The organism is Kutzneria kofuensis, from assembly GCF_014203355.1.
Classification (GTDB): domain Bacteria; phylum Actinomycetota; class Actinomycetes; order Mycobacteriales; family Pseudonocardiaceae; genus Kutzneria; species Kutzneria kofuensis.
The window spans coordinates 991,947-1,012,771 of sequence record NZ_JACHIR010000001.1; the positions used below are offsets into that span (position 1 = coordinate 991,947).

The 20,825-nt window shown below is 71.1% G+C and carries 22 protein-coding genes and 1 pseudogene; 10 read left to right on the forward strand and 13 right to left on the reverse strand.

All coding sequences use genetic code 11. From position 1 onward, the window contains the following. Positions 1–25: 25 nt before the first annotated feature. Complete coding sequence (locus tag BJ998_RS04495; protein ID WP_184858731.1) at positions 26–676, forward strand: polysaccharide lyase family 7 protein; 651 nt, start codon at positions 26–28, stop codon at positions 674–676. Here BJ998_RS04495 and BJ998_RS04500 read toward each other — a convergent pair whose 3' ends face one another. Beyond that, the gene (locus BJ998_RS04500; protein WP_184858733.1) at positions 677–1,432 is read right to left on the reverse strand and encodes an enoyl-CoA hydratase/isomerase family protein; all 756 of its coding nucleotides are present in this window, start codon (positions 1,430–1,432) and stop codon (positions 677–679) included. 26 nt (positions 1,433–1,458) lie between these two features. Between BJ998_RS04500 and BJ998_RS04505 the strand changes: the two are divergent. Then, positions 1,459–2,550 (forward strand): annotated as a pseudogene (locus BJ998_RS04505) (L-lactate permease); the annotation flags it as partial. Continuing rightward, positions 2,547–3,068 (forward strand): maltokinase N-terminal cap-like domain-containing protein, encoded by a 522-nt coding sequence (locus tag BJ998_RS04510; RefSeq protein WP_184858735.1) that lies wholly within the window; start codon positions 2,547–2,549, stop codon positions 3,066–3,068. The pseudogene BJ998_RS04505 and the gene BJ998_RS04510, both read left to right, overlap by 4 nt. 70 nt (positions 3,069–3,138) lie before the next feature. Here BJ998_RS04510 and pdxS read toward each other — a convergent pair whose 3' ends face one another. Beyond that, a complete protein-coding gene (pdxS, locus tag BJ998_RS04515) occupies positions 3,139–4,038 on the reverse strand; it encodes a pyridoxal 5'-phosphate synthase lyase subunit PdxS (protein WP_184858737.1) in 900 nt (299 codons plus the stop codon). Between the two features lie 197 nt (positions 4,039–4,235). On the opposite strand from pdxS, the gene BJ998_RS04520 reads away from it, so the two are divergent. Then, a complete protein-coding gene (locus BJ998_RS04520) occupies positions 4,236–6,362 on the forward strand; it encodes an elongation factor G-like protein EF-G2 (RefSeq protein WP_184858739.1) in 2,127 nt (708 codons plus the stop codon). A gap of 64 nt (positions 6,363–6,426) precedes the next feature. On the opposite strand, the gene BJ998_RS04525 is transcribed toward BJ998_RS04520, so the two are convergent. From BJ998_RS04525 to BJ998_RS04550, 6 genes are all read right to left on the reverse strand, one after another. Then, complete coding sequence (locus BJ998_RS04525; protein WP_312889925.1) at positions 6,427–7,386, reverse strand: NUDIX hydrolase; 960 nt, start codon at positions 7,384–7,386, stop codon at positions 6,427–6,429. 9 nt (positions 7,387–7,395) lie between these two features. Continuing rightward, a complete protein-coding gene (locus BJ998_RS04530; RefSeq protein WP_184858741.1) occupies positions 7,396–7,794 on the reverse strand; it encodes a hypothetical protein in 399 nt (132 codons plus the stop codon). Then, positions 7,754–8,857 carry a glycosyltransferase family 4 protein gene (locus BJ998_RS04535; protein WP_184858743.1) on the reverse strand — a complete coding sequence of 368 codons (1,104 nt, stop codon included), beginning with the start codon at positions 8,855–8,857 and terminating at the stop codon, positions 7,754–7,756. The genes BJ998_RS04530 and BJ998_RS04535 overlap by 41 nt, the downstream gene beginning before the upstream one ends. Beyond that, positions 8,854–9,738, reverse strand: coding sequence for a phosphatidylinositol mannoside acyltransferase (locus tag BJ998_RS04540; RefSeq protein WP_184858745.1), 885 nt, complete (start codon positions 9,736–9,738; stop codon positions 8,854–8,856). Before BJ998_RS04540 ends, BJ998_RS04535 begins: the two co-directional genes overlap by 4 nt. Continuing rightward, positions 9,735–10,346: a phosphatidylinositol phosphate synthase gene (gene pgsA, locus BJ998_RS04545; RefSeq protein WP_184858748.1), complete on the reverse strand. Its 612-nt coding sequence runs from the start codon at positions 10,344–10,346 to the stop codon at positions 9,735–9,737. The genes BJ998_RS04540 and pgsA overlap by 4 nt, the downstream gene beginning before the upstream one ends. Positions 10,347–10,438: 92 nt before the next feature. Further along, entirely contained in the window at positions 10,439–10,921 is a 483-nt protein-coding gene (locus BJ998_RS04550) for a MarR family winged helix-turn-helix transcriptional regulator (protein WP_184858749.1), read from the reverse strand. An 84-nt stretch (positions 10,922–11,005) separates the two neighbouring features. On the opposite strand from BJ998_RS04550, the gene BJ998_RS04555 reads away from it, so the two are divergent. Beyond that, entirely contained in the window at positions 11,006–11,545 is a 540-nt protein-coding gene (locus tag BJ998_RS04555; RefSeq protein ID WP_184858751.1) for a YceI family protein, read from the forward strand. A 123-nt stretch (positions 11,546–11,668) separates the two neighbouring features. Here BJ998_RS04555 and BJ998_RS04560 read toward each other — a convergent pair whose 3' ends face one another. The 4 genes from BJ998_RS04560 to BJ998_RS47065 all read right to left on the reverse strand — a co-directional run bounded on the left by BJ998_RS04560 (position 11,669) and on the right by BJ998_RS47065 (position 15,554). Continuing rightward, on the reverse strand, positions 11,669–12,229 hold the full coding sequence (locus BJ998_RS04560) for an HIT family protein (protein ID WP_312889926.1): 561 nt from the start codon (positions 12,227–12,229) through the stop codon (positions 11,669–11,671). Continuing rightward, positions 12,226–14,244, reverse strand: a complete 2,019-nt coding sequence (gene thrS / locus BJ998_RS04565; protein ID WP_184858753.1) for a threonine--tRNA ligase — start codon at positions 14,242–14,244, stop codon at positions 12,226–12,228. Before thrS ends, BJ998_RS04560 begins: the two co-directional genes overlap by 4 nt. Before the next feature lie 69 nt (positions 14,245–14,313). After that, positions 14,314–15,072: a phosphatase PAP2 family protein gene (locus BJ998_RS04570; RefSeq protein ID WP_184858755.1), complete on the reverse strand. Its 759-nt coding sequence runs from the start codon at positions 15,070–15,072 to the stop codon at positions 14,314–14,316. Positions 15,073–15,200: 128 nt separating this feature from the next. Continuing rightward, positions 15,201–15,554, reverse strand: coding sequence for a hypothetical protein (locus BJ998_RS47065; RefSeq protein WP_184858757.1), 354 nt, complete (start codon positions 15,552–15,554; stop codon positions 15,201–15,203). Positions 15,555–15,560: 6 nt separating this feature from the next. Between BJ998_RS47065 and BJ998_RS47070 the strand changes: the two genes are divergently transcribed. The 4 genes from BJ998_RS47070 (at position 15,561) to BJ998_RS04595 (ending at position 19,466) form a co-directional block, all read left to right on the forward strand. After that, entirely contained in the window at positions 15,561–15,815 is a 255-nt protein-coding gene (locus tag BJ998_RS47070; RefSeq protein ID WP_184858759.1) for a hypothetical protein, read from the forward strand. 24 nt (positions 15,816–15,839) lie between these two features. Then, positions 15,840–16,826 carry a Gfo/Idh/MocA family protein gene (locus tag BJ998_RS04585; protein ID WP_184858761.1) on the forward strand — a complete coding sequence of 329 codons (987 nt, stop codon included), beginning with the start codon at positions 15,840–15,842 and terminating at the stop codon, positions 16,824–16,826. 72 nt (positions 16,827–16,898) lie between these two features. Next, positions 16,899–17,804: a S1C family serine protease gene (locus BJ998_RS04590; protein WP_184858763.1), complete on the forward strand. Its 906-nt coding sequence runs from the start codon at positions 16,899–16,901 to the stop codon at positions 17,802–17,804. A 36-nt stretch (positions 17,805–17,840) separates the two neighbouring features. Further along, positions 17,841–19,466, forward strand: coding sequence for a DUF885 domain-containing protein (locus BJ998_RS04595; protein WP_184858765.1), 1,626 nt, complete (start codon positions 17,841–17,843; stop codon positions 19,464–19,466). Here BJ998_RS04595 and BJ998_RS04600 read toward each other — a convergent pair. Next, entirely contained in the window at positions 19,459–20,175 is a 717-nt protein-coding gene (locus BJ998_RS04600; protein ID WP_221337873.1) for an AraC family transcriptional regulator, read from the reverse strand. The two genes, BJ998_RS04595 and BJ998_RS04600, sit on opposite strands and share 8 nt — an antisense overlap. A gap of 54 nt (positions 20,176–20,229) precedes the next feature. Between BJ998_RS04600 and BJ998_RS04605 the strand changes: the two genes are divergently transcribed. Then, complete coding sequence (locus tag BJ998_RS04605) at positions 20,230–20,811, forward strand: class I SAM-dependent methyltransferase (RefSeq protein WP_184858767.1); 582 nt, start codon at positions 20,230–20,232, stop codon at positions 20,809–20,811. Positions 20,812–20,825: the final 14 nt, after the last annotated feature.

Consider the following 20,825-nt stretch of genomic DNA (forward strand, 5'->3'; position numbering starts at 1 on the left):
TACAGACGTTCAGTGGAGTGAGGCGATGAGAAAACTCCTGACCGCGCTGGCCATCGCCGGCGCGTCCCTGACGGGAGTGGTCGCGCCTGCGGCGCACGCCGCGCCGCAGGCCGACCCGACCGCCGGTCTCAAGCAGTACAGCGACACGTTCAAGGTCCAGCATCCGTACGACCTGCCCCAGTCCGCACGCTTCTCCACGTCCGCGGGCCCGGTGTACAACGCCTGGATCATGAAGGGCGACAAGCCCTTCTCACAGGGGTCGGGCACCGGACCGCGGACCGAGATGCGCTGGGGCACCAACTGGTCGCGGACCGAGCACCAGTGGTCGGCCGACGTGCTGGTCGACTCCGGCACCGAGGGCGCCTGCATCATGCAGGTCAAGGGCGACACGGGTGGCGAGGCCGTCTACCTCAACGTGCACAACAACGGAAGTCTCTACAACAGCGTCAACAAGACGCCGATCGCCACCGGCCTGTGGGGCAAGTGGTTCCACCTGAACACCGACTTCAACCCGGCCGACGGGTCCTTCCGGGTGTGGATCGACGGCAGGCAGGTGCTCTCCGGCCACTACTCCGCGCCGGCCAGCAAGGTCTGGTACTTCAAGAACGGCGTCTACAACACCAACGGGGCCAAGGCCGAGGCCCACTTCAAGAACATCACCTTCTGGCAGAAGTAGTCAGTGGTGGCGGCTGCGGGACAGGAACGCCGTCACGCCGCGCTGGAAGTCCTCATAGGACACCGCCGGCCCACTGGCGAAGCTGTCGGCGGCGGCGCGGGTGGGTGACAGCCCGACGCTGACGGCCTGTTTCGCGGCGACCAACGCGGCCCGGGGCTGGGCGGCCACGGCGGCCACCAGCTCCGCGGTCGCGCCGGACAACTCCGCCGACGGCACCCGCCGGTTGGCCAGCCCGGCGGCGACGGCCTCGGCGGCGTCCAGCAACCGCCCGGTGTACAGCAACTCCCGCGCCAGGCCGTGCCCGGCGAGCAGCGCCAGCCGGGCGGCGAAGGCCGGGCTGACAAGGATCCCCAGCCGCGCGATGGGCATGCCGATGCGGGCGTCGTCGGCGAAGACCCGCAGGTCACAGGCCAGGGCCAGCTGGCAGCCGGCGCCGGCGGCGACGCCGCTGACCTGCGCGATCACCGGCGTCGGACACTCCTCGATGGCGGTGCAGGCGGCCTCCATCGCGGCGAAGGCCCGGTCCACGTCGTCGGGGGCGGCGTGCACCCACTCGCGCAGGTCCGAGCCGGCGCTGAAGGTGCTGCCGCTGCCCCGGACGACGATCACGCGAATGTCCTCGTCCCGGGCGAACTGCCGGAACGCCGTCTCCAGCGCACGCCAATCGTCGTGCCCCAACGCATTGGCGCTGCCGCCGGAACCGAGCACCACCTCCGCGCTGCGCCCCTGGCCGCGGACCAAGACGTTCGCCGACACCGGACCTCCCCGAAGTAGCCACGGTCGCGCTGGTGGCGAACACCGCGCCGGTGGCGTTCGGCGCGCTCGCGGTGCCGATCACCACCCTGGCCACGGTGACCGGCCTGCCGCTGCACGACCTGGCGGCGATGGTCGGTCGGCAGACGCCGGTGCTGGCGCTGTTCGTGCCGATGGCACTGGTCGGCATCATCGGCGGCTGGCGCGGCGTCCGGGAGACACTGCCGGCGACGATCGCGTGCGGCGTCACGTTCGCGGTCGCTCAGTACGCGGTGGCCAACTTCTTCAGCGCTCCCCTGACGGACATCGTCGCCTCGCTGCTCAGCGCGCTGGCGGTGGTGGTCGCGGTGCGCCGCCGCAGCAAGGAGGAGAACACCGACAGCCGGGCCGAGGTGCTGCGCGCCTACGCCCCGTACGCGATCATCATCGCCGTGTTCGCGCTGGCCCAGGTGCCGGCGATCAAGGACGCGCTGACCAGCGTCACCGTCACGTTCAACTGGCCCGGCCTGCACCTGGCCACCGTCGGCGGCAAGCCGTCCACGCTGCCGGTGTTCAAGTTCGACTGGCTGGACGCGGCCGGCAGCCTGCTGATCATCGCCGGCCTCGTCACCGTTCCGGTGATCAGGATCAGGCCCGGCGCCGCCCTGCGCACCTACGGCGGGACCTACCGTCAGCTGGCGACCGCCATCGTCACGGTGATGGCCGTGCTCGCGCTGGCGTACGTGATGAACGCCAGCGGGCAGACCACGACGCTCGGCACCTGGATGGCCAATGCCGGCGGGCTGTTCGCGCTGCTGTCGCCGGTGCTCGGCTGGCTCGGCGTCGCCGTCACCGGATCCGACACGTCGTCGAACTCCCTGTTCGGCGCGCTGCAGGTGACGGCGGCCCAACATGCCGGGCTCAGTCCGACGCTGATGGCCGCCGCCAACTCGTCCGGCGGCGTGCTGGGCAAGATGATCAGTCCGCAGAACCTGGCGATCGCCGCCGGCGCCGTCGGCATGGCCGGCCGCGAAGGCGACCTGTTCCGGCGGGTCTTCCTGTGGAGCCTGATCCTGCTGGCCGTGATGTGCCTGCTCGTTTTCCTGCAGTCGACGCCGGTCTTGGCTTGGATGGTGGTGTGACACCGACCCTCACGCCACCATTCCGCGAGTTCATGCCGACCTGGCTGGCAGGGCAGCCTTGGTACCGCGGCGACGGCACTCCGGAACTCAAGTCGGTCGGGTTCTTCCGATTCGAGGACCCGGCCGGCGAGGTCGGCATCGAGACGCACGTTGTCCAAGCCGGCGGCGTGACGTACCAGATTCCGATGACCTACCGCGGCGCGCCGCTCGTCGGCGGGGCGCTGATCGTGACCGCCGAGCACAGCGAACTCGGCCCGCGCTGGATCTACCAGGCCGAGACGGATCCGGTGTGGCGCAAGGAACTTCTCCGGCTGGTCCGCTCGAACGGGGTGGCGTCAGCGAGTCGGGGTACGGCATTCGAGGCGCGCGGCACACAGCTGGCGGAGTTCGCCGACGACGAGGTGGACATCGAGCTGGCCCGCGTCCCGGAACCGGCCGGACCCGACAGCCCCGACGTCGTCGGCACCGTTACCCTCGGTGACAGCCGCCTCGCCACCATCCACCGCCCAACGTTGTGAAGGGACCATTCCTGACGTTGAACGTCAGGAATGGTCCCTTCCAAAGAACACTGGTGGACGCGGAGGGTGATTACCAGCCGCGGGTGGCCAGCTTCTGGGACTCCGGGAGCTCGGAGACGTTGATGCCGACCATGGCCTCGCCGAGGCCGCGGGAGACCTTGGCGATGACGTCCGGGTCGTCGTGGAAGGTGGTGGCCTTGACGATGGCGGACGCGCGCTGCGCCGGGTCGCCGGACTTGAAGATGCCGGAGCCGACGAACACGCCCTCGGCGCCGAGCTGCATCATCATCGCGGCGTCGGCCGGGGTGGCGATGCCGCCCGCGGTGAACAGCACGACCGGCAGCTTGCCGGTGGCGGCGATCTCCTTGACCAGCTCGTACGGGGCGCGCAGCTCCTTGGCGGCGGCGTACAGCTCGGCCTCGTCGAGCACGGTCAGCCGGCGGATGTCGGCCCGGATCTGGCGCATGTGCCGGGTGGCCTCGACGACGTTGCCGGTGCCGGCCTCACCCTTGGAGCGGATCATGGCCGCGCCCTCGGCGATGCGGCGCAGCGCCTCGCCCAGGTTGGTCGCGCCGCACACGAACGGCACGGTGAACGGCCACTTGTCGATGTGGTTGGCCTCGTCGGCGGGGGTGAGCACCTCGGACTCGTCGATGTAGTCGACGCCGAGCGACTGCAGCACCTGGGCCTCGACGAAGTGGCCGATGCGGGCCTTGGCCATCACGGGGATGGACACCGCGTTGATGATGCCGTCGATCATGTCGGGGTCGCTCATCCGGGCGACGCCGCCCTGGACGCGGATGTCGGCCGGCACGCGCTCCAGCGCCATGACGGCGACGGCGCCGGCGTCCTCGGCGATCTTGGCCTGCTCGGGCGTGACCACGTCCATGATCACACCGCCCTTGAGCATCTCGGCCATGCCGCGCTTGACCCGCGCGGTGCCGGTGGCGGGAGTGGGCTCGATGTTCAACGTGCCGACCTTTCGGGAGCGTGCGGTGGGGTACACCGCCAATGCTAGGTCGGACGTGGCCTGGTGTTTGAGGCCAATCTGACACAATTCCGGAAGGCCACTTCGCCGGCGGGCTTGTCCGACCAGCGGTTCGGGTGTGAGATCGAACACATCGAGGTGTACTCCAGGCCAATTCGGTTCGTTCGGGAGGTGACCCCATGGGGTCCAAGAACACCGACAACACCCATTCCGGCGGCGCGGTCGCTGTAGCCGACCCGGCCAAGGTCCGCAACGTCGTGCTGGTCGGCCCGTCGGGGGCCGGCAAGACCACCCTCACCGAGGCGCTACTGGCCGCCTCCGGCGTGCTGACCAGGGCCGGGTCCGTCACAGAGGGCACGACCGTGTGCGACCACGACCCCGCGGCGCAGCGGCAGCAGCGCTCGGTCGGGCTGGCGGTGGCGCCACTGGTCCACCAGGACATCAAGATCAATCTCATCGACACGCCCGGATACGCCGACTTCGTCGGCGAGCTGCGGGCCGGCCTGCGCGCCGCCGACGCGGCGATCTTCGTGGTCAGCGCGGCCGAGGGCGTGGACGCGATGACCATGGCGCTGTGGGAGGAATGCGCGGCCGTCGGCATGCCGCGCGGCGTCGTGATCGCCCGGCTGGACCACCACCGCGCCGACTTCGACGCGGAGCTGGCGTCCTGCCAGGAGGCGTTCGGCGCCGGCGTGCTGCCGCTCTACCTGCCGGTGCCCGGCTCCGGCAACACCAAGCTCGTCGGCCTGATCACGCAGCGGGTCTTCGACTACTCCGGCGGCTACCCGCCGACCGTTCAGGACCCGGACGGCGACCTCGCCGACTTCATGGCCGATCACCGCAACGCGCTGATCGAGGGCGTCATCGCGGAGAGCGAGGACGAGACCCTGATGGACCGCTACCTCGGCGGCGAGGAGATCGACCAGGATGTGCTCATCGCCGACCTTTTGGCCGCCGTCACCCGGGGCTCGTTCCATCCGGTCGTGCCCGCGTGCGCGGCGACCGGACTCGGGCTGGCCGAGATCCTGGACGGCATCGTGCGCGCCTTCCCGTCGCCGCTGGAACATCCGCTGCCCTCGGTGACCGATCCCGTCGGCGGCACCGTGCTGGACCTGACCACCGACCCGGACGGCCCGCTCGCGGCCGAGGTCGTGCGCACCGCCGTCGACTCGTACGTCGGTCGGGTGTCGCTCGTCCGGGTGTTTTCCGGGACGCTGCGGCCGGAGCGGTCCGTGCACGTGTCCGGGCACGGCATGAGCGACCGCGGGCACGAGGACCACGACGAGGACGAGCGGGTCGCGCACATCTACTCGCCGCTCGGGTCGAACCTGCGTGAGGTGCCGTTCTGCGTGGCCGGCGACCTGTGCGCGCTGACCAAGCTCGGCTCGGCGGAGACCGGCGACACCGTGTCCAGCCCCGACCAGCCGCTGCTGATGTCGCCGTGGCTGATGCCGGAGCCGCTGCTGCCGGTCGCCATCGTGGCTCGTAAGCGGAGCGACGAGGACACGCTGGCCCGCAACCTCGCGCGGCTGGTGGCCGGGGATCCGACCCTGCGGCTGGAGCGCAACACCGAGACGCACCAGATGGTGTTGTGGTGCATGGGCGAGGCGCACGCCGACGTCGTGCTGGCGCGGCTGCGCGCCGGCGGGGCCGAGGTCGACACCGAGGACGTTCGGGTGCCGCTACGTGAGACCTTTGCCAAGCCCGCCAAGGGACACGGCCGGCACGTGAAGCAGTCCGGGGGGCACGGTCAGTACGCCGTGTGCGACCTGGAGGTCGAGCCGCTGCCGCGCGGGGCCGGCTTCGAGTTCGTCGACCGGGTCGTCGGCGGCGCGGTGCCCAACCAGTTCATTCCCAGCGTGGAGAAGGGTGTGCGGGCGCAGCTCGCGAAGGGTCTGCACGGCGACCACCCGTGCGTCGACGTGCGCGTGACCCTCGTGGACGGCAAGGCCCACAGCGTCGACTCCTCCGACGCCGCGTTCCAGACCGCCGGCGCCCTGGCGTTGAAGGAGGCCGCCGCCAACAGCCGGATCTCGCTGCTGGAGCCGATGGACGAGGTCACCATCCGGCTGCCCGACGACTATCTCGGCGCCGTGCTGGGGGATCTGTCCAGCAAGCGGGCCCGGGTGCTGGGCACCGAGGCCGACGTGACGCCCGGCCGGACCTTGATCCGCGCCGAGGTGCCCGCGACCGAGCTGATCCGCTACGCCGTCGAGTTGCGGTCCCTCGCGTCGGGGACCGCGACGTTCACCCGGCACTTCGCGAGGTACGACCCGCTGCCGGACAATCTGGCCGCGAAGGCGTGAGGAGGGCGGTGCGGCCCGGCCCTTCGGGGCGCGGGCCGCTCGGCCGCAGCGCACGGGCCACACCTCAGCGCACGGGCCGCACCGTGCCGTCCCATTGCGTGGCAAGGAGATCCTCCAACAACGGTCCGAGCAGCGCCGGGTAGACCAGCTCGTCCGAGTCGGCCAGTTCCTGCGTCGTCCACCAGCGATGGCCCGTGACGGTGTCGTTCTCCAGCTGGGTGAATCCGGACGTGTCGATGGCGTCCGTGTTGGTGCGCAACAGGAAGAACCACTCCTCGCCGAGGAACCACCGGCCGTCGAAGCAGAACGTCACCCGCCGCAGCCACACCGGCCCGGTCAGATCCTCCTCGGCGCAGCGGATCCCCGTCTCCTCGGCCAGCTCCCGGACGGCCGCTTCCCGCAGCGCTTCCCCCTTCTCGATGCCGCCGCCCGGCGTGAACCACCACTGCTCCGTGTCGTTCGGCGGCGGATTCCCCCCTCGGAACAACAGCACCCGATCACGGTCGTCCACCAGCAGAATCCGCGCCGACGCCCGCGGCACCAACGCCTGCTCGCCGCTCTCCGGCGCCACCGGCTCCGCGATCTCGAAGTAACTCGGCAACGGCGCCGTGCCGGCCAGCCGCAACCAGCGCACCGATCGCTTGCGTCGCAAGGCAAGCGTGTCCCTGACCGCGTCGTTGTGCACCCGTCGGGCCAGCACCAGCCGATGCTCGGCGTCAGCCAGCTCCGTCGCGATCTCCGCTGGCAACGTCGTCCGATCCAGCTCCCCCAGCAGCCGGCTGACCTCGTTCTCCGCCGCTTCCCGCTCGGACCGCGGCGCTCGCTCCGCCACCTCCGTGGCCCGCTGCAACTTCGGGCTCGCCAACCGGGCCAGCAACGCCCGCCGCGCCAGCGCCGCGTCCAGCGCCGCCCACGCCGCGTCGGTACGGATGTGCAGCCGATCCAGCCGACTCGTCAGCCGCATCGTCCGCGCCACCAGGGCCAGCAGCACCACCAGGCCCGCCGCCACCCCCTCGATGATCACCGCTCGACCCTACTCCGCACGGGGGAAGTAGCGGCCGGACGTGGTGGTGGTGGTGTTGACGGCGTCGAACAGGGCCCAGCCGTCGAGCTCGGCGGAGGCATTGGCCAGCGGCTCCCAGCCGCCGGCCCTGGCGGCGTCGAGCAGGGCGCGAGCGACACCGGGCTGGTTGAGGTTCAGGTCGCGGCCGTCGGCGTGAAGGACCTGGCCGGAATGCATGGGGTAACCGTCGTAGACGTGATGGCCGTCGCGGGGCGCGAAGATGATGAAGAGACGCCCATGGGAGCGTTCGCGCCGGATCCACACGACCTCGCGGCAGGGGCTCGTCGCGCCCGGCTCATGACAATGGCCGACACCCCACAGATAGCGCTCAGCGCCGACGCCGAGCCAGCGGCCGGGCCTGCGACGCATGGGAATCCACCTCGCGGGGATTGGCGGACGACGCGGCCTCGTAGACGCGCAGGACCTGGTCGGCGACCACGGACCAGTCGAAGGTAACGGCCCGGGTGGAGGCCGCGAAACCGAATTCCATGCGGCGGACGGGGTCGTCGAACATGGTGGCAAGGGCGGCGGCGAGGGCGGTGGGGTCGCCGGGAGAGGCGAAGAGGGCGGCGTCACCGAGGACGCGGCGGAAGGCGTCGAGGTCGCTGGCGACGATGGGGGCGCCGGCGCTCATGGCTTCGGCCAGCACGATGCCGAAGCTCTCGCCGCCGGTGTTGGGGGCGCACACGACGTCGACGGAGCGGAGCAAGGCCGCCTTGGTGGCGTCGGAAACCTCGCCGAGGATCTCGGCACGGGGGCAAGCGGCCTGAAGAGCGGCGGCGTTGCCGCGGCCGGCGACGAGGAGGCGGAGGTCGGGGTAGCGAGATCCGAGCAGGCGCACGGCCTCCACCAGCACGGACATGCCCTTGCGGGGCTCGTCGAAACGGCCGACGAAGCCGATGGTGGGGCCGCGTCGGGGAAAGCCGGGCAGCGGGGCGGCGTCGGCGAAGAAGCGCACGTCGACGCCGTTGGGGATCTCGACGGCGTCGCCGCCGAGGTGCTCGACCTGCACCCGCCGGGCCGGCTCGGACACGGCGATCCGGGCGGTGACCTTCTCCAGCTGGGGCCGAAGCACTCCCTGGCACGCCAGGAGGATGAGCGAACGGTCGAACGAGGTGTGGAAGGTGGCGACGACGGGACCGCGGGCCAAGGTCAGGGCCAGGAAGGACAGACTGGGGGCGATGGGTTCGTGGACGTGCAGCACGTCGAAGGAACCGGCCCGCAGCCAGCGCCGGACCCGGACGTAGGCGCCGGGGCCGAAGGCCAGCCGGGCGACGGAACCGTTGAACGGGATGGGCATCGCCCGCCCCTCGGGGGCGAGCACGGACACCTCGTGCCCCAACCCGCGCAGCGCGACGGCCAACCCGGTGACATGCGCCTGGACGCCGCCCGGCACCGCGAGCGAATACGGGCAGACCAGGCCGATCCTCACTCCACCGGCTCCTCCGCCAGCCACAGCCGTTGCAGCATGTGCCAGTCCTCGGGGTGGGCGGCGATGTCGGCGGCGAACACGTCGGCCAGCGCCTGTGTGGCGGCCCCGATGCCCTCGACGCCGTTGACCTTGACCGGCGGATGCACCCGCAGCCCCCAACCGGTCTCGGTGAACCACGTGCCGACCGGCAGCAGTGTCGCGCCGGTGGTGGCGGCCAGGTACGCCGGCCCGGCGGGCATTCGGGTGGTGCCGTTGAAGAACGTCACGGGCACGCCGTTGGCGGTGAGATCCCGGTCGGCGAACAGGCAGACGACCCCGCCGGCGCGCAGCCGCCGCGCCAGCAGCTCGGTCGGCCGAACCTCGCCGCCGACGGACGGGACCACCTCGAAGCCGAGCCGTTCCCGGGCCCGCGCGAAACTCCGGTACAGCGACTCGGGCCGCAGCCGCTGCACGACAACGCTGACCTGCCGGGTGTGCCCCAGCAGCCACACGCCGGCCAGGTCCCAGCTGCCGCAGTGCGGCAGCGCGAGGATCACGCCGTTGCCGTCGGCGCACGCGGCGTGCAGGTTCTCCTGGCCGGTGGCGGTCCGCTCGACCGCCTGGTGCACGGTGTCGACGTCGCCGGGCCGCAGCCGGAACGTCTCGCACCAGTAGCGCGCGTACGACCGCATCGCCCGCGCGACGAGCTCGTCCAGCTCGGCGGCCCCGGCCCGGGGCACCACCCGCGCCAGGTTCCGGCGTAACTGCGCGACCCTGGGCCCGTTGCGCCGGGTCGCGACGTCCGCGCCCCACTGGAACGCGCCGACGGCGACCTGTTCGGGCACGAGCCGCGCGAGGACCCAGCCGGCCCGGTAGGCGGCGGTGACCAGCAGTCCCTTCACCCGGCCTGCTCCTTGGCCGACCGGTGCACGGCGACGATCCGCTGCGCGACGGTGATCACCGCCAGCAGCGCCAGCACCCACAGCGCCACGTCCAGCGCGTACGGCACGCCGAGACCGGTCAGTCCGGTGCCGACCAGGGCCAGGATCATCCGCTCGGCCCGCTCGACCAGGCCGCCGTCGGCGGTGAGGCCGGTGGCCTCGGCGCGCGCCTTCACGTACGAGATGACCTGGGCCCCCACCAGCGCGACCAGCGCGGCGGCGCCGGCCGGGCGGTCGTCGGCGACGATCAGGCACCACCAGGCGATGGACGCGAACAGCGCCCCGTCGGCGATCCGGTCGCAGCTGGCGTCGAGCACCGCGCCGAACCGGGTGCCGGCGCCGCTGGCCCGCGCCACGGCCCCGTCGAGCAGGTCGAACAGCACGAAGAAGGTGATCACGAGCGTGCCGGCGAACAGCTGGCCGCGCGGCAGGAACCAGAGCGCGCCGAGCACGGTGCCCGCGGTGCCGATGATCGTGACGGCGTTCGGCGTGACACCGCGCCGCAGCAGCCACGTCCCGACCGGGTCGGTGACGCGTGAGACGGAGGCGCGAGCGAAGATGTTCAGCATGGGGCGGCGGAGGCACCTACCTGCACTTCAGGATCGGATACGACCAGCCTAACCAGCCGACCCGAGCCGGATGCCAGCGACACCCCCGCGTCTCATTCGTCACACGGGTTGGTCGGGCAGCCCTTGCTCGCCTGTGTCGTGATCGCCTCGGAGATCAGGCCGAGCTGGTGCACCTGCTCCGGGGTCAGCCCCTCGAACAGCACGCTGCGCACCTCGTTGACGTGCCCGGGAGCGGCTGCCTTGACCGCAGCCATGCCGTCCTCGGTGAGCACGGCGAACGCGCCGCGCTTGTCGGTGGCGCAGGACCGCCTGGTCACCCAGCCGTTCTCCTCCAGCCGGGCGATGGCGTGCGACAGCCGGCTGCGGGAGGACTTGGTGAACTCGGCCAGCTCGCTCATCCGCAGCTCACGATCGGGTGATTCGGAGAGTGCGACGAGGATCTCGTAGTACGTGGTGGGCATGCCGGAGTCGCGCTGCAGTTGGCGGTCCAGACGCTCGTTGACCAGCTTGGTCGCGGACGTGTAGGCCCGCCACGCCCACTGCTCGGAATCGGACAACCACCGCGGCTCGCTCATGTCACACATGATACCCGTTGTTGAACTCTCAACATTGGTGCTAAGGTTCAGTTGAGAGTTCAACCAAGCATGGAGGACAGCACGATGACTGCCGCAACCCAGATCCCCGGATACGTCGCCGGCACCTGGACCATCGACCCGGTGCACTCGGAGGTCGCGTTCATCGTTCGCCACCTGGGCGTGTCCAAGGTTCGCGGTCGCTTCAACAACATCTCCGGCACGATCGTCACCGGCGAGGACCCGACCACGTCCTCGGTGACCGCCACCATCCAGGCGGACAGCATCGACACCAAGAACGAGCAGCGCGACGGCCACGTCCGCTCGGCCGACTTCCTGCACGTCGAGGAGCACGAGCACCTGACCTTCACGTCGACCGCGGTGCGCATCGACGGCGAGGACATCGAGATCGACGGCGAGCTCACCCTGCACGGCGTGACCAAGCCCGTCACCCTGACCGGCGAGCTGGGCGGCTTCGGCGAGGGCCCGAACGCCAAGGTCCTGGGCGTGTCCGCCACCACCGAGATCAAGCGCTCCGACTTCGGCGTCGGCGGCAGCATCCCGTCCGCCGTGGTCAGCGACAAGATCAAGGTCGAGCTGGACGTCGAGGCCCTGCTCCAGAGCTGAGCCCCGACCCCCGCGAGTCACGCTCTGCGGCACACCGAATGTAGGTTTCGGGCAGAATTGAGCCTCGAGTCTCGGTTCTGTCGGAAACCTACATTCGCAGTGCCTGAGAGCGTGACTCGCCGTTTATCGGGGCCAGGCCTTGGACAGCAGGTCCCAGGTCTCGCCGAGCAGCTCGGGGATGGTGCGGGTCTGGCCGATGACGGGCATGAAGTTGGCGTCGCCGCCCCAGCGGGGCACCACGTGCTGGTGCAGGTGGGCGGCGATGCCGGCGCCGGCGACCGCGCCCTGGTTCATGCCGATGTTGAAGCCGTGCGGGGCGGACACGCCGCGCACCACCCGCATCGCGGTCTGGGTGAACTCCCCCAGCTCCACGGTCTCCGCCGCGTTCAGGTCCGTGTAGTCGGCGACGTGCCGGTACGGCACCACCATCAGGTGGCCGGCGTTGTACGGGTAGAGGTTCAGCACCGCGTACACCAGCTGCCCGCGGGCCAGGATCAGCGCCTGCTCGTCGGGCAGGCTGACGATGGCGCAGAACGGGCAGCCCGCCGGCTCGTCGCCCTCGGGCTTGTTCTCGCCGCGGATGTAGGCCATCCGGTGCGGGGTCCACAGCCGCTGCAGCGCGTCCGGGACCCCGACACCGTGTTGCGGGACGTTGCCCTCGGTCGGGACCTGATCAGCCGTCACGCGGTGGCCACCGAGAACGTCTCGGCGCTCGGCGAGGCGTTCTCGCGGCGGGCGATCCAGTCCACCACCGCCTCCACGGCCTGCTCGACCGGCACGCCGTTGACCTGGCTGCCGTCGCGGAACCGGAACGACACCGCGCCGGCCTCCACGTCCTTCTGGCCGGCGACCAGCATGAACGGCACCTTCTGCATGGTGTGGTTGCGGATCTTCTTCTGCATCCGGTCGTCGGAGGCGTCCACCTCGACCCGCACGCCGCGGGCCCGCAGCGCCTTGGTGACCTGCAGCAGGTGCTCCACGTGCTCGTCGGCGATGGGGATGCCGACCGCCTGCACCGGGGCCAGCCAGGCCGGGAACGCGCCGGCGTAGTGCTCGGTCAGCACGCCGAAGAACCGTTCGATGGAGCCGAACAGCGCGCGGTGGATCATCACCGGCCGCTGCCGGCTGCCGTCGCTGGCGGTGTACTCCAGCTCGAACCGCTCCGGCAGGTTGAAGTCCAGCTGGATGGTCGACATCTGCCAGGTGCGGCCGAGCGCGTCCTTGGCCTGCACGGAGATCTTCGGGCCGTAGAAGGCGGCGCCGCCCGGGTCCGGCACCAGCTCCAGGCCGGAGTCCTCGGCGGCCTCGCGCAGCGCCTCCGTCGCCTTCTCCCACACCTCGTCGGAGCCGACGTACTTCTCGTCGTTGCGGGTGGACAGCTCCAGGTAGAAGTCGTCCAGGCCGTAGTCGCGCAGCAGCCCCAGCACGAAGCCGAGCAGCGACTTCAGCTCCTCCTGCACCTGCTCGGGGGTGCAGAAGATGTGCGCGTCGTCCTGCGTCATGCCGCGCACCCGGGTCAGGCCGTGGATCACGCCGGACTTCTCGTACCGGTAGACGCTGCCGAACTCGAACATGCGCAGCGGCAGCTCGCGGTAGGACCGCCCGCGGGACCGGAAGATCAGGTCGTGGAACGGGCAGTTCATCGGCTTGAGGTAGTAGTCCTGGCCGGGCTTGCGGACCTTGCCGTCCTCGTCGTACTCGGCGTCCAGGTGCATCGCCGGGTACATGCCGTCGCGGTACCAGTCGAGGTGGCCGGAGGTCTCGAACAGCGCGCCCTTGGTGATGTGCGGCGAGTAGACGAACTCGTAGCCCTCTTCCTCGTGCCGGCGGCGCGAGTAGTCCTCCATCGCCCGCCGCACGATGCCGCCGCGCGGGTGGAAGACCGCGAGACCGGAGCCGATCTCGTCGGGGAAGCTGAACAGGTCGAGCTCGCTGCCCAGCCGGCGGTGGTCGCGGCGCTCCGCCTCGGCCAGCAGTTCCAGGTGCTTGTCCAGCGCCTCCTGCGACTCCCACGCGGTGCCGTACACGCGCTGCAGCTGCGGGTTCTTCTCGCTGCCGCGCCAGTAGGCGGCGGCCGAGCGGGTCAGCTTGAACGCCGGGATGTGCTTGGTGGTCGGCACGTGCGGGCCGCGGCACAGGTCGCCCCACACCCGGTCCCCGCTGCGCGGGTCGAGGTTGTCGTAGATGGTCAGCTCGCCGGCGCCGACCTCCATCACCTCGGAGGTGTCGATATCGCTCTTGAGGTCGACGAGTTCCAGCTTGAACGGCTCGTCCTTGAGCTCGTCCTTGGCGGCGTCGACGGATTCGACGACCCGGCGGGAGAACCGCTGCGAGCCCTTGATGATCTGCTTCATACGCTTCTCGAGGTCGGCCAGATCCTCGGGCGTGAACGGCTTGTCCACCTGGAAGTCGTAGTAGAAGCCGTCCTTGATCGGCGGACCGATGCCGAGCTTGGCCTCCGGGAACGCCTGCTGCACGGCCTGCGCCAGCACGTGCGCGGCGGAGTGCCGGATCACGCTGCGGCCGTCCTCGGTGTCGGCGGCGACGGCCTCCACCTCGACGTCGGCGTCCGGGGTCCAGGACAGGTCACGCAGCCGGCCGTCGGCGTCCCGCACCACGACGATCGCGTCGGAGCCCTTGCCCGGCAGGCCCGCCTCGCGGACCGCCGTGCCCGCAGTCGTCCCGGCCGGCACCGTCACACGGGGTGCTGCTCCTGGGCCTGAGGGACGCGGCTGCGACACAGTGACTCCTTCATCTGGGACACGTCTTCACACGGGATACGGCCTTGTCGGCTCCTCATCGTATCCAGCGGCCACCTGGGCGTTTGCCGTAGCCCTCGGCTGGGCGCACAGCGGCAGTGCGACGGCCGCCACGGTTCCGGCGGTGATCGCGCCGGTGGCGACGATCACCAGGTCGGTGCTGCTGGTCAGGGCGACTACCACATATCCGGCGAGCACGGCGGCGGCCGGCGCGCAGGCCGCCGTGAGGGCCGCCCACCACGCCGGGCGGACGTCCGAGAGCGCCGTCGCGAAGGCCCCGCACAGCGCCAATGCCCCGATCGTGTCACTGAGCCGGTGCCAGCCCAGTTCGGTGGTGGTGGCCGCGACATAGGACGTGAGCACGGCGCCGAGCACCAGCGGCACCGGCCGCACGTCCACCGGCAGCACCAGCAGCAGCGCCAGCACGATCGCGGCGCACGCCGTGACGTGGCCGCCGGGGAAGCTGTTGGCGACGGGGCCCGGGCGGAACAGCAGCGACACCTTCAGCAGCTGCGCCAACGAGATCGTGCCGGCCAGCAGCACGGCCGCGGCGGCGGTCTGCCTCCAGCGGCGCTGCATCGCGCCGGTCGCCAGCACGACGACGATGCCCAGCGCGATCAACTGGGGGCTGTACGCGGCGATCGGGCCGCCGTTGCTCGGCGCCGGCAGCGTGGCGTCCTCCAGCCGGCGGCCCGTCGGGGACACCACGAACACCACGTAGGCGAGCACGAACCCGAACACGCACCCCGCGGCGGACAACAACCTCATGAGATCGACACTGCCCGTGTCCTGTGTGCGAACAGTGCGTGTTCCGTCATGGTTTCGCTACGACTTCGACAGGTTCCGCTCAGCGGGAACACAGACCGCTCGCACAGTCTGGTGTTCAGCAGGATCGCTTAGACCCAGGAGCAGGCCAGATGTCCGAGCCGAACACCCCAGACGAGCAGCCGACCGAGCAGCACCAGCGGCCCGTGGCCGGTCCCGGGGCACACCAGGAGCAGACCCCGCACCCGGCCGCCGCCGAGCCGCAAGGCCAGCAGCCGCAACCCGTTGCCGCCGACGCGCCGCAACAGCCGCAGCCCCAGCCGGCGGCTGCCGGTCAGCCGCAAGCCGTTGCCGCCGACGCATCCCAACAGCCGCAGCCGGCGGCCGCCGGTCAACCGCAGCCCGAGGCGCAGGCGTTCGCGGCCGACGCGCCACCCCAGCCGGGACAGGCTTCCTACGCTCCCCCGCCGCCCGGCGCGCCCCAACCGCAGGTGATCTACGTCCAGCGGCCGCCCGGCAAGTTCGCCGCCTTCGCGCGCCACCGCGCCACGCAGGTCGTCGCCGCGCTGGTGGTCGGCCTCGTCGTGGGCGGCGGCATCGGCGGCATCATCGGCGCGCATCACGGCGGCCCCGGCATCCACCGCCCCTACTACCAGTACGGCGGCCCGAACGGCCCCCAGCGGGGCTTCGGCAACCGCGGCCCGGCCCCGCAGGGCGACACGCAGCAGGGTAGTTACACCCGTTAACCACTCATGCGGCATCATCGCCGCATGAGCAGCACGAAGATCGTCCGCATCGGGGTGCTCGGCGCGGCGCGCATCGCGCCGAGCGCCCTGATCGCGCCGGCCCGGGACAACACCGAGGCCGAGGTGGTCGCGGTGGCGGCGCGGGATCGCGGCCGGGCCGACGCGTACGCGCGCAAGCACGGCATCGCCAAGGTGCACGGCAGCTACGAGGAACTGCTCGCCGACCCGGAGATCGACGCCGTCTACAACCCGCTGCCCAACGCGCTGCACGCCCCGTGGACGTTCGCGGCGCTGGAGGCCGGCAAGCACGTGCTGTGCGAGAAGCCGTTCACCAGCAACGCGACCGAGGCCGCGGCCGTCGCCGAGGCGGCGGACAAGAGCGGCCTGGTGGTGATGGAGGCGTTCCACTACCGCTACCACCCGCTGGCGCACCGCATCGCCGAGATCGTGGCCGGCGGCGAGATCGGGACGCTGCGCCACGTGCAGGCGGCGCTGTGCTTCCCGCTGCCGAAGTTCTCCGACATCCGGTACAACCGCGATCTCGCCGGCGGGGCCATGATGGACGCCGGCTGCTACGCGTTGCACATGGTCCGGCTGCTCGGCGGCGGTGAACCGGAGGTCGTGTCCGCGCAGGCGAAGTTGCACAAGCCCGACGTGGACCGTGCGATGAAGGCGGCCTTGGTTTTCCCGGAAGGGCACACGGGTTCCCTCACGGCCTCGCTGTGGTCGGCGGACCTGCTCAAGATCACCGCCTCCGCGGTCGGCGACCGGGGCCGGCTGGACGTGTTCAACTTCGTCGCCCCGCAGGCGTACCACCGGCTGACCGTGCGCACCGCCGACGGCAAGCGCGTCGAGCGGCTGCCCAAGCGACCGTCCTACAGCTACCAACTGGACGCCTTCTGCGGCGCGGTGCTGCGCGGCGAGCCGATCCTCACGCCACCGTCCGATTCGGTCCGCAACATGACGGTGATCGACGAGATCTACCGCAAGGCCGGCCTGTCCCCCAGATAACGCCGCAGAACTCTTGGGATGCGCACGCCATCGCCTCAGGTTCCTCATATGTAGCGGCCGCACAGTTGAGCCATGACCGAGACGCCCCGCACGCAAGAGTCCCCGGTGTTCACCGACGACACGCCGACCCCGCCGACCGGCTTCCAGAACCCGCTGTTCGTGCCGCCACAACCACAACCGCCCCGCAGGGCCCGCAAGGGCACCGCCGCCCTGGTGGGCGCCGCGGTGCTGGCGGCGGTGGTCGGCGGCGGCACCGGCGCGTGGGTCACCAGCTCCGTCACCGCACCGTCCACTGTGTCCAGTTCGGTGTCCGGCACCGCCAGCGGAACGCCCGCCGCCAACAACACCGCGTCGGGCAACGTCTCCTCGGTGGCCGCGGCCGGCCTGCCGGTGGTCGTGAAGATCTCCAACTCGCAGGGCCTGGGCTCCGGCGTGATCATCAGCTCCGACGGCCTGATCCTGACCAACAACCACGTCGTCGCCACCGGCGGCCCGTTCACCGTCACCTTCAACGACGGCAGCAAGGCCACGGCCGCCGTGGTCGGCACCGACCCGTCGACCGACCTCGCGGTGATCAAGGCGCAGGGCGTCAGCGGGCTGAAGACGGCCGTGTTCGCGGACTCCTCCACGGTGAAGGTCGGCGACCAGGTGGTGGCCATCGGCGCCCCCGAGGGCCTGCAGGGCACCGTCACCTCCGGCATCGTCAGCGCCCTCAACCGGACCGTCACCGCCGGCAGCGACAACTCCGGCAACCCGTACGCGCCGTCGGGGAAGACGACGTACAAGGGCGCGATCCAGACCGACGCGTCCATCAACCCGGGCAACTCCGGCGGCCCGCTGTTCAACATGCAGGGCCAGGTCATCGGCATCAACTCGTCGATCTACTCCCCCACCGACGGCAGCATCGGGCTCGGCTTCGCCATCCCCAGCAACACGGCCAAGTCCGTTGCCCAGCAGCTGGTGGCGAACGGCAATTAGCGGTCATCCGGCCGCCGAGGACCTATGCTCCCTCCGGTGAGCGACGTCGATGCGCTGTCCGACCGGTACGTGGGCCACCTCGCCGCGGCCGATCCCTGCCTCGCGGCCATGATGGGGATCGCCGGTCACGACGGCGAGCTGACCGACTACGGTCCCGACGGCTTCGCGGCCCGGCACGAGCTGGCCGAACGCACCCTCGCCGAGCTGGCCGCCACGCCCGTGAACTCGGATTCCGAGCGACGGGCCGCGGCGGTGCTGCGGGACCGGCTGGAGATCGACCTGGCCCGGTCCGTCGCGGGGTACGTGGACGCCGACCTGAACACCGTGGACGGCCCGCCGCAGCGGCTGCGACAGGCGATCGAGGTCCTCGACCAGGGTGAACGGACCGTCGTGGCGGACATGCGATCGCGGCTGGCCGGCATCCCGGAGGCGTTGGCGGGGCTGCGGGAGTCGCTGGAACGGGGCCGGCAGCAGGGGCGCGTGTCGGCCGTCCGGCAGGTCGTGAACACCGCCCGGCAGAGCAAGGAGTTCGCCGACTACCTGGGCACGCTGCCGCCGGCGTACCGGGCGGAGACCGAACGGGCCGGGGACGCGCTGGTGGAGTTCGCGTCGTACCTGACCGACGTGCTGGCTCCCGCCGCGCCGGTGCGGGACGCGGTCGGGCGCGAGCGCTATGCCCTGGAGGCGCGCAACTTCCTCGGCAGCGAGATCGATCTTTTGGAGACGTACGAGTGGGGCTGGCAGGAGCTGGCCCGGCTCGAGGCGGAGATGCGGGAGGTCGGCGCGCAGATCCGGCCGGGCGAGCCGCTGCCCGCCGTGCTGGCCGCGCTGGACGCCGATCCCGCCCACCGGGTCGCCGGCGCCGAGCAGTTCCGGGCGTGGATCCAGGAACTCGCCGACAAGGCGATCGCCGACCTCGACGGCACGCACTTCGACATCCCGGAGCCGTTGCGGCGCTTGGACTGCCGAGTGCCCGGCTCCAACACCGGCATCTACTACCTGGCGCCGGCCGAGGACCTCAGCCGGCCCGGCACCGTGTGGTACTCCGTCACCGAGGATGAGCCGTCGACGTGGGCCGTGCCGTCCGTGATGTTCCACGAGGGCGCGCCCGGCCACCACCTGCAGCTCGGTCTCAACGTCCTCAACACCCGTACCCTCAACCGGTTCCAGCGGTTGAGCGCCGAGCTGCACGTCGGCCACGGCGAGGGTTGGGGCATCTACGCCGAGCGGCTCATGGACGAGCTCGGCTACTACGAGCTTCCCGCGCACCGCATGGGCATGCTCGCCGGCGGGCAGCAGCTGCGGGCCGTCCGGGTGATCGTCGACATCGGCCTGCACCTGGAGCTCCCCATCCCCGCCGGCGCGGGCTTCCACGACGGCGCGGTGTGGACCCCCGACCTCGCCTTCGAGTTCGTCCGGGACCGCTCCGGCTCCATGGGCGGCGCCGAGTTCGCCCGGTTCCAGGTCGACCGCTACCTCGGGCTCCCCGGCCAGGCCATCGCGTACAAGGTCGGCGAACGCGTCTGGCTCGCCGCCCGCGCCGCCGCCCAGGCCCGCCAGGGCTCCCGCTTCGACCTCCGCACCTTCCACAGCACCGCCCTCGACCTCGGGCCGATGGGCCTCGACCTGCTCACCAGCGAGCTGGCCACGCTGCTCACGTGAAATACGTGCCGGGGGTGGTGCCGGTGACGCGGCGGAAGGCGGCGACGAAGGCGCTGGGGGTGGCGTAGCCGACGCGGCGGGCGACGGTGGCGACGGGCATGCCGGCGGCGAGCAGGGGCAGGGACGCCAGCAGGCGGACCTGGGTGCGCCAGGTGCCGAAGGTCATGCCGGTCTCGGCGACGAAGGAGCGGGCCAGGGTGCGGGCGGAGGCGCCGACGAGACGGCCCCACGCGGCGAGGTCGCGGTCGTCCGCGGGGTCGTCGGTGAGGGCCTCGGCGATGGGGGCCAGCCGGGAGGACACCGTCGGCACGTGGATGGTGGAGACCGGCACGGGCACGAGCAGGTCCCGCAGCACGGCCTCGGCGCGGCGACGGGGCGCGGTGGGCAGGGTGAGGTCGGCGAGGTAGCGGATCAGCTCGGCCAGCAGCGGCCCGACGGCGACCACGGTGGGCTCGCCCCACTGCCGCCCACCGAAGTACACGCTGTGCATGGACGAGGTGCTCGCAGCGCCGGTGCGGTGCACGGTGCCGGCGGGGATCCACAGCGCCCGGCTCGGCGGCAGAACGTAGGTGGCGTCGCCGACCTGAACGGTGAGCATGCCGTCGGCCGCCCACGCGAACTGGTTCTCGGGGTGCAGGTGCCAGTCGAACCACTCCCCCTTGGGCATGGTCACGCTGAGCACCAGCAGCGCATGTCCGTCTCGCGACATCACCTGTCACTCTACTCGGTAGCGGACAGCGGCCACCGGTCCTACCGTCGAGACATGCCGATGAATCTGCTGCACCGGAGGATCTGCTCGTCGGAGGACTGGGCCCGACAGGTCCGCGAGCACAAGCTGCCGTGGTCGCTGCGAGGGGTCGAGCTCGGCGACGACCTGCTGGAGATCGGCCCCGGCTACGGCGCGACCACCCGGGTCCTGGTGGACATGGCGCCGAACGTGACTGCCGTCGAGGTGGACGAGAAGTCCGCGCTGGACCTGCAACGGGAATTCACCGGCAAGGCGACGGTCCTGCACGGCGACGGCAGCCGGATGTCGTTGACGGACAACGAGTTCAGCTCGGTCGTCTGCTTCACGATGCTGCATCACGTGCCCACGCGGGAGATGCAGGACGGGATCTTCGCCGAGGCGTTCCGGGTGCTGAAGCCGGGCGGCGTGTTCGCCGGCAGCGACAGCCGGCTGAGTTTTCGGTTCCGGCTGCTGCACATCGGTGACACGATGAACATCGTCGACCCGGAGGAACTGCCGGAGCGGTTGCGCCGGGCCGGCTTCGAGGACGTGGAAGTCACGCTCGGCGAGGGGGCCTTCAAGTTCCGGGCCGGCAAACCGGTGGCGCCGCCGCGATAGTACGCAGTAGCGTA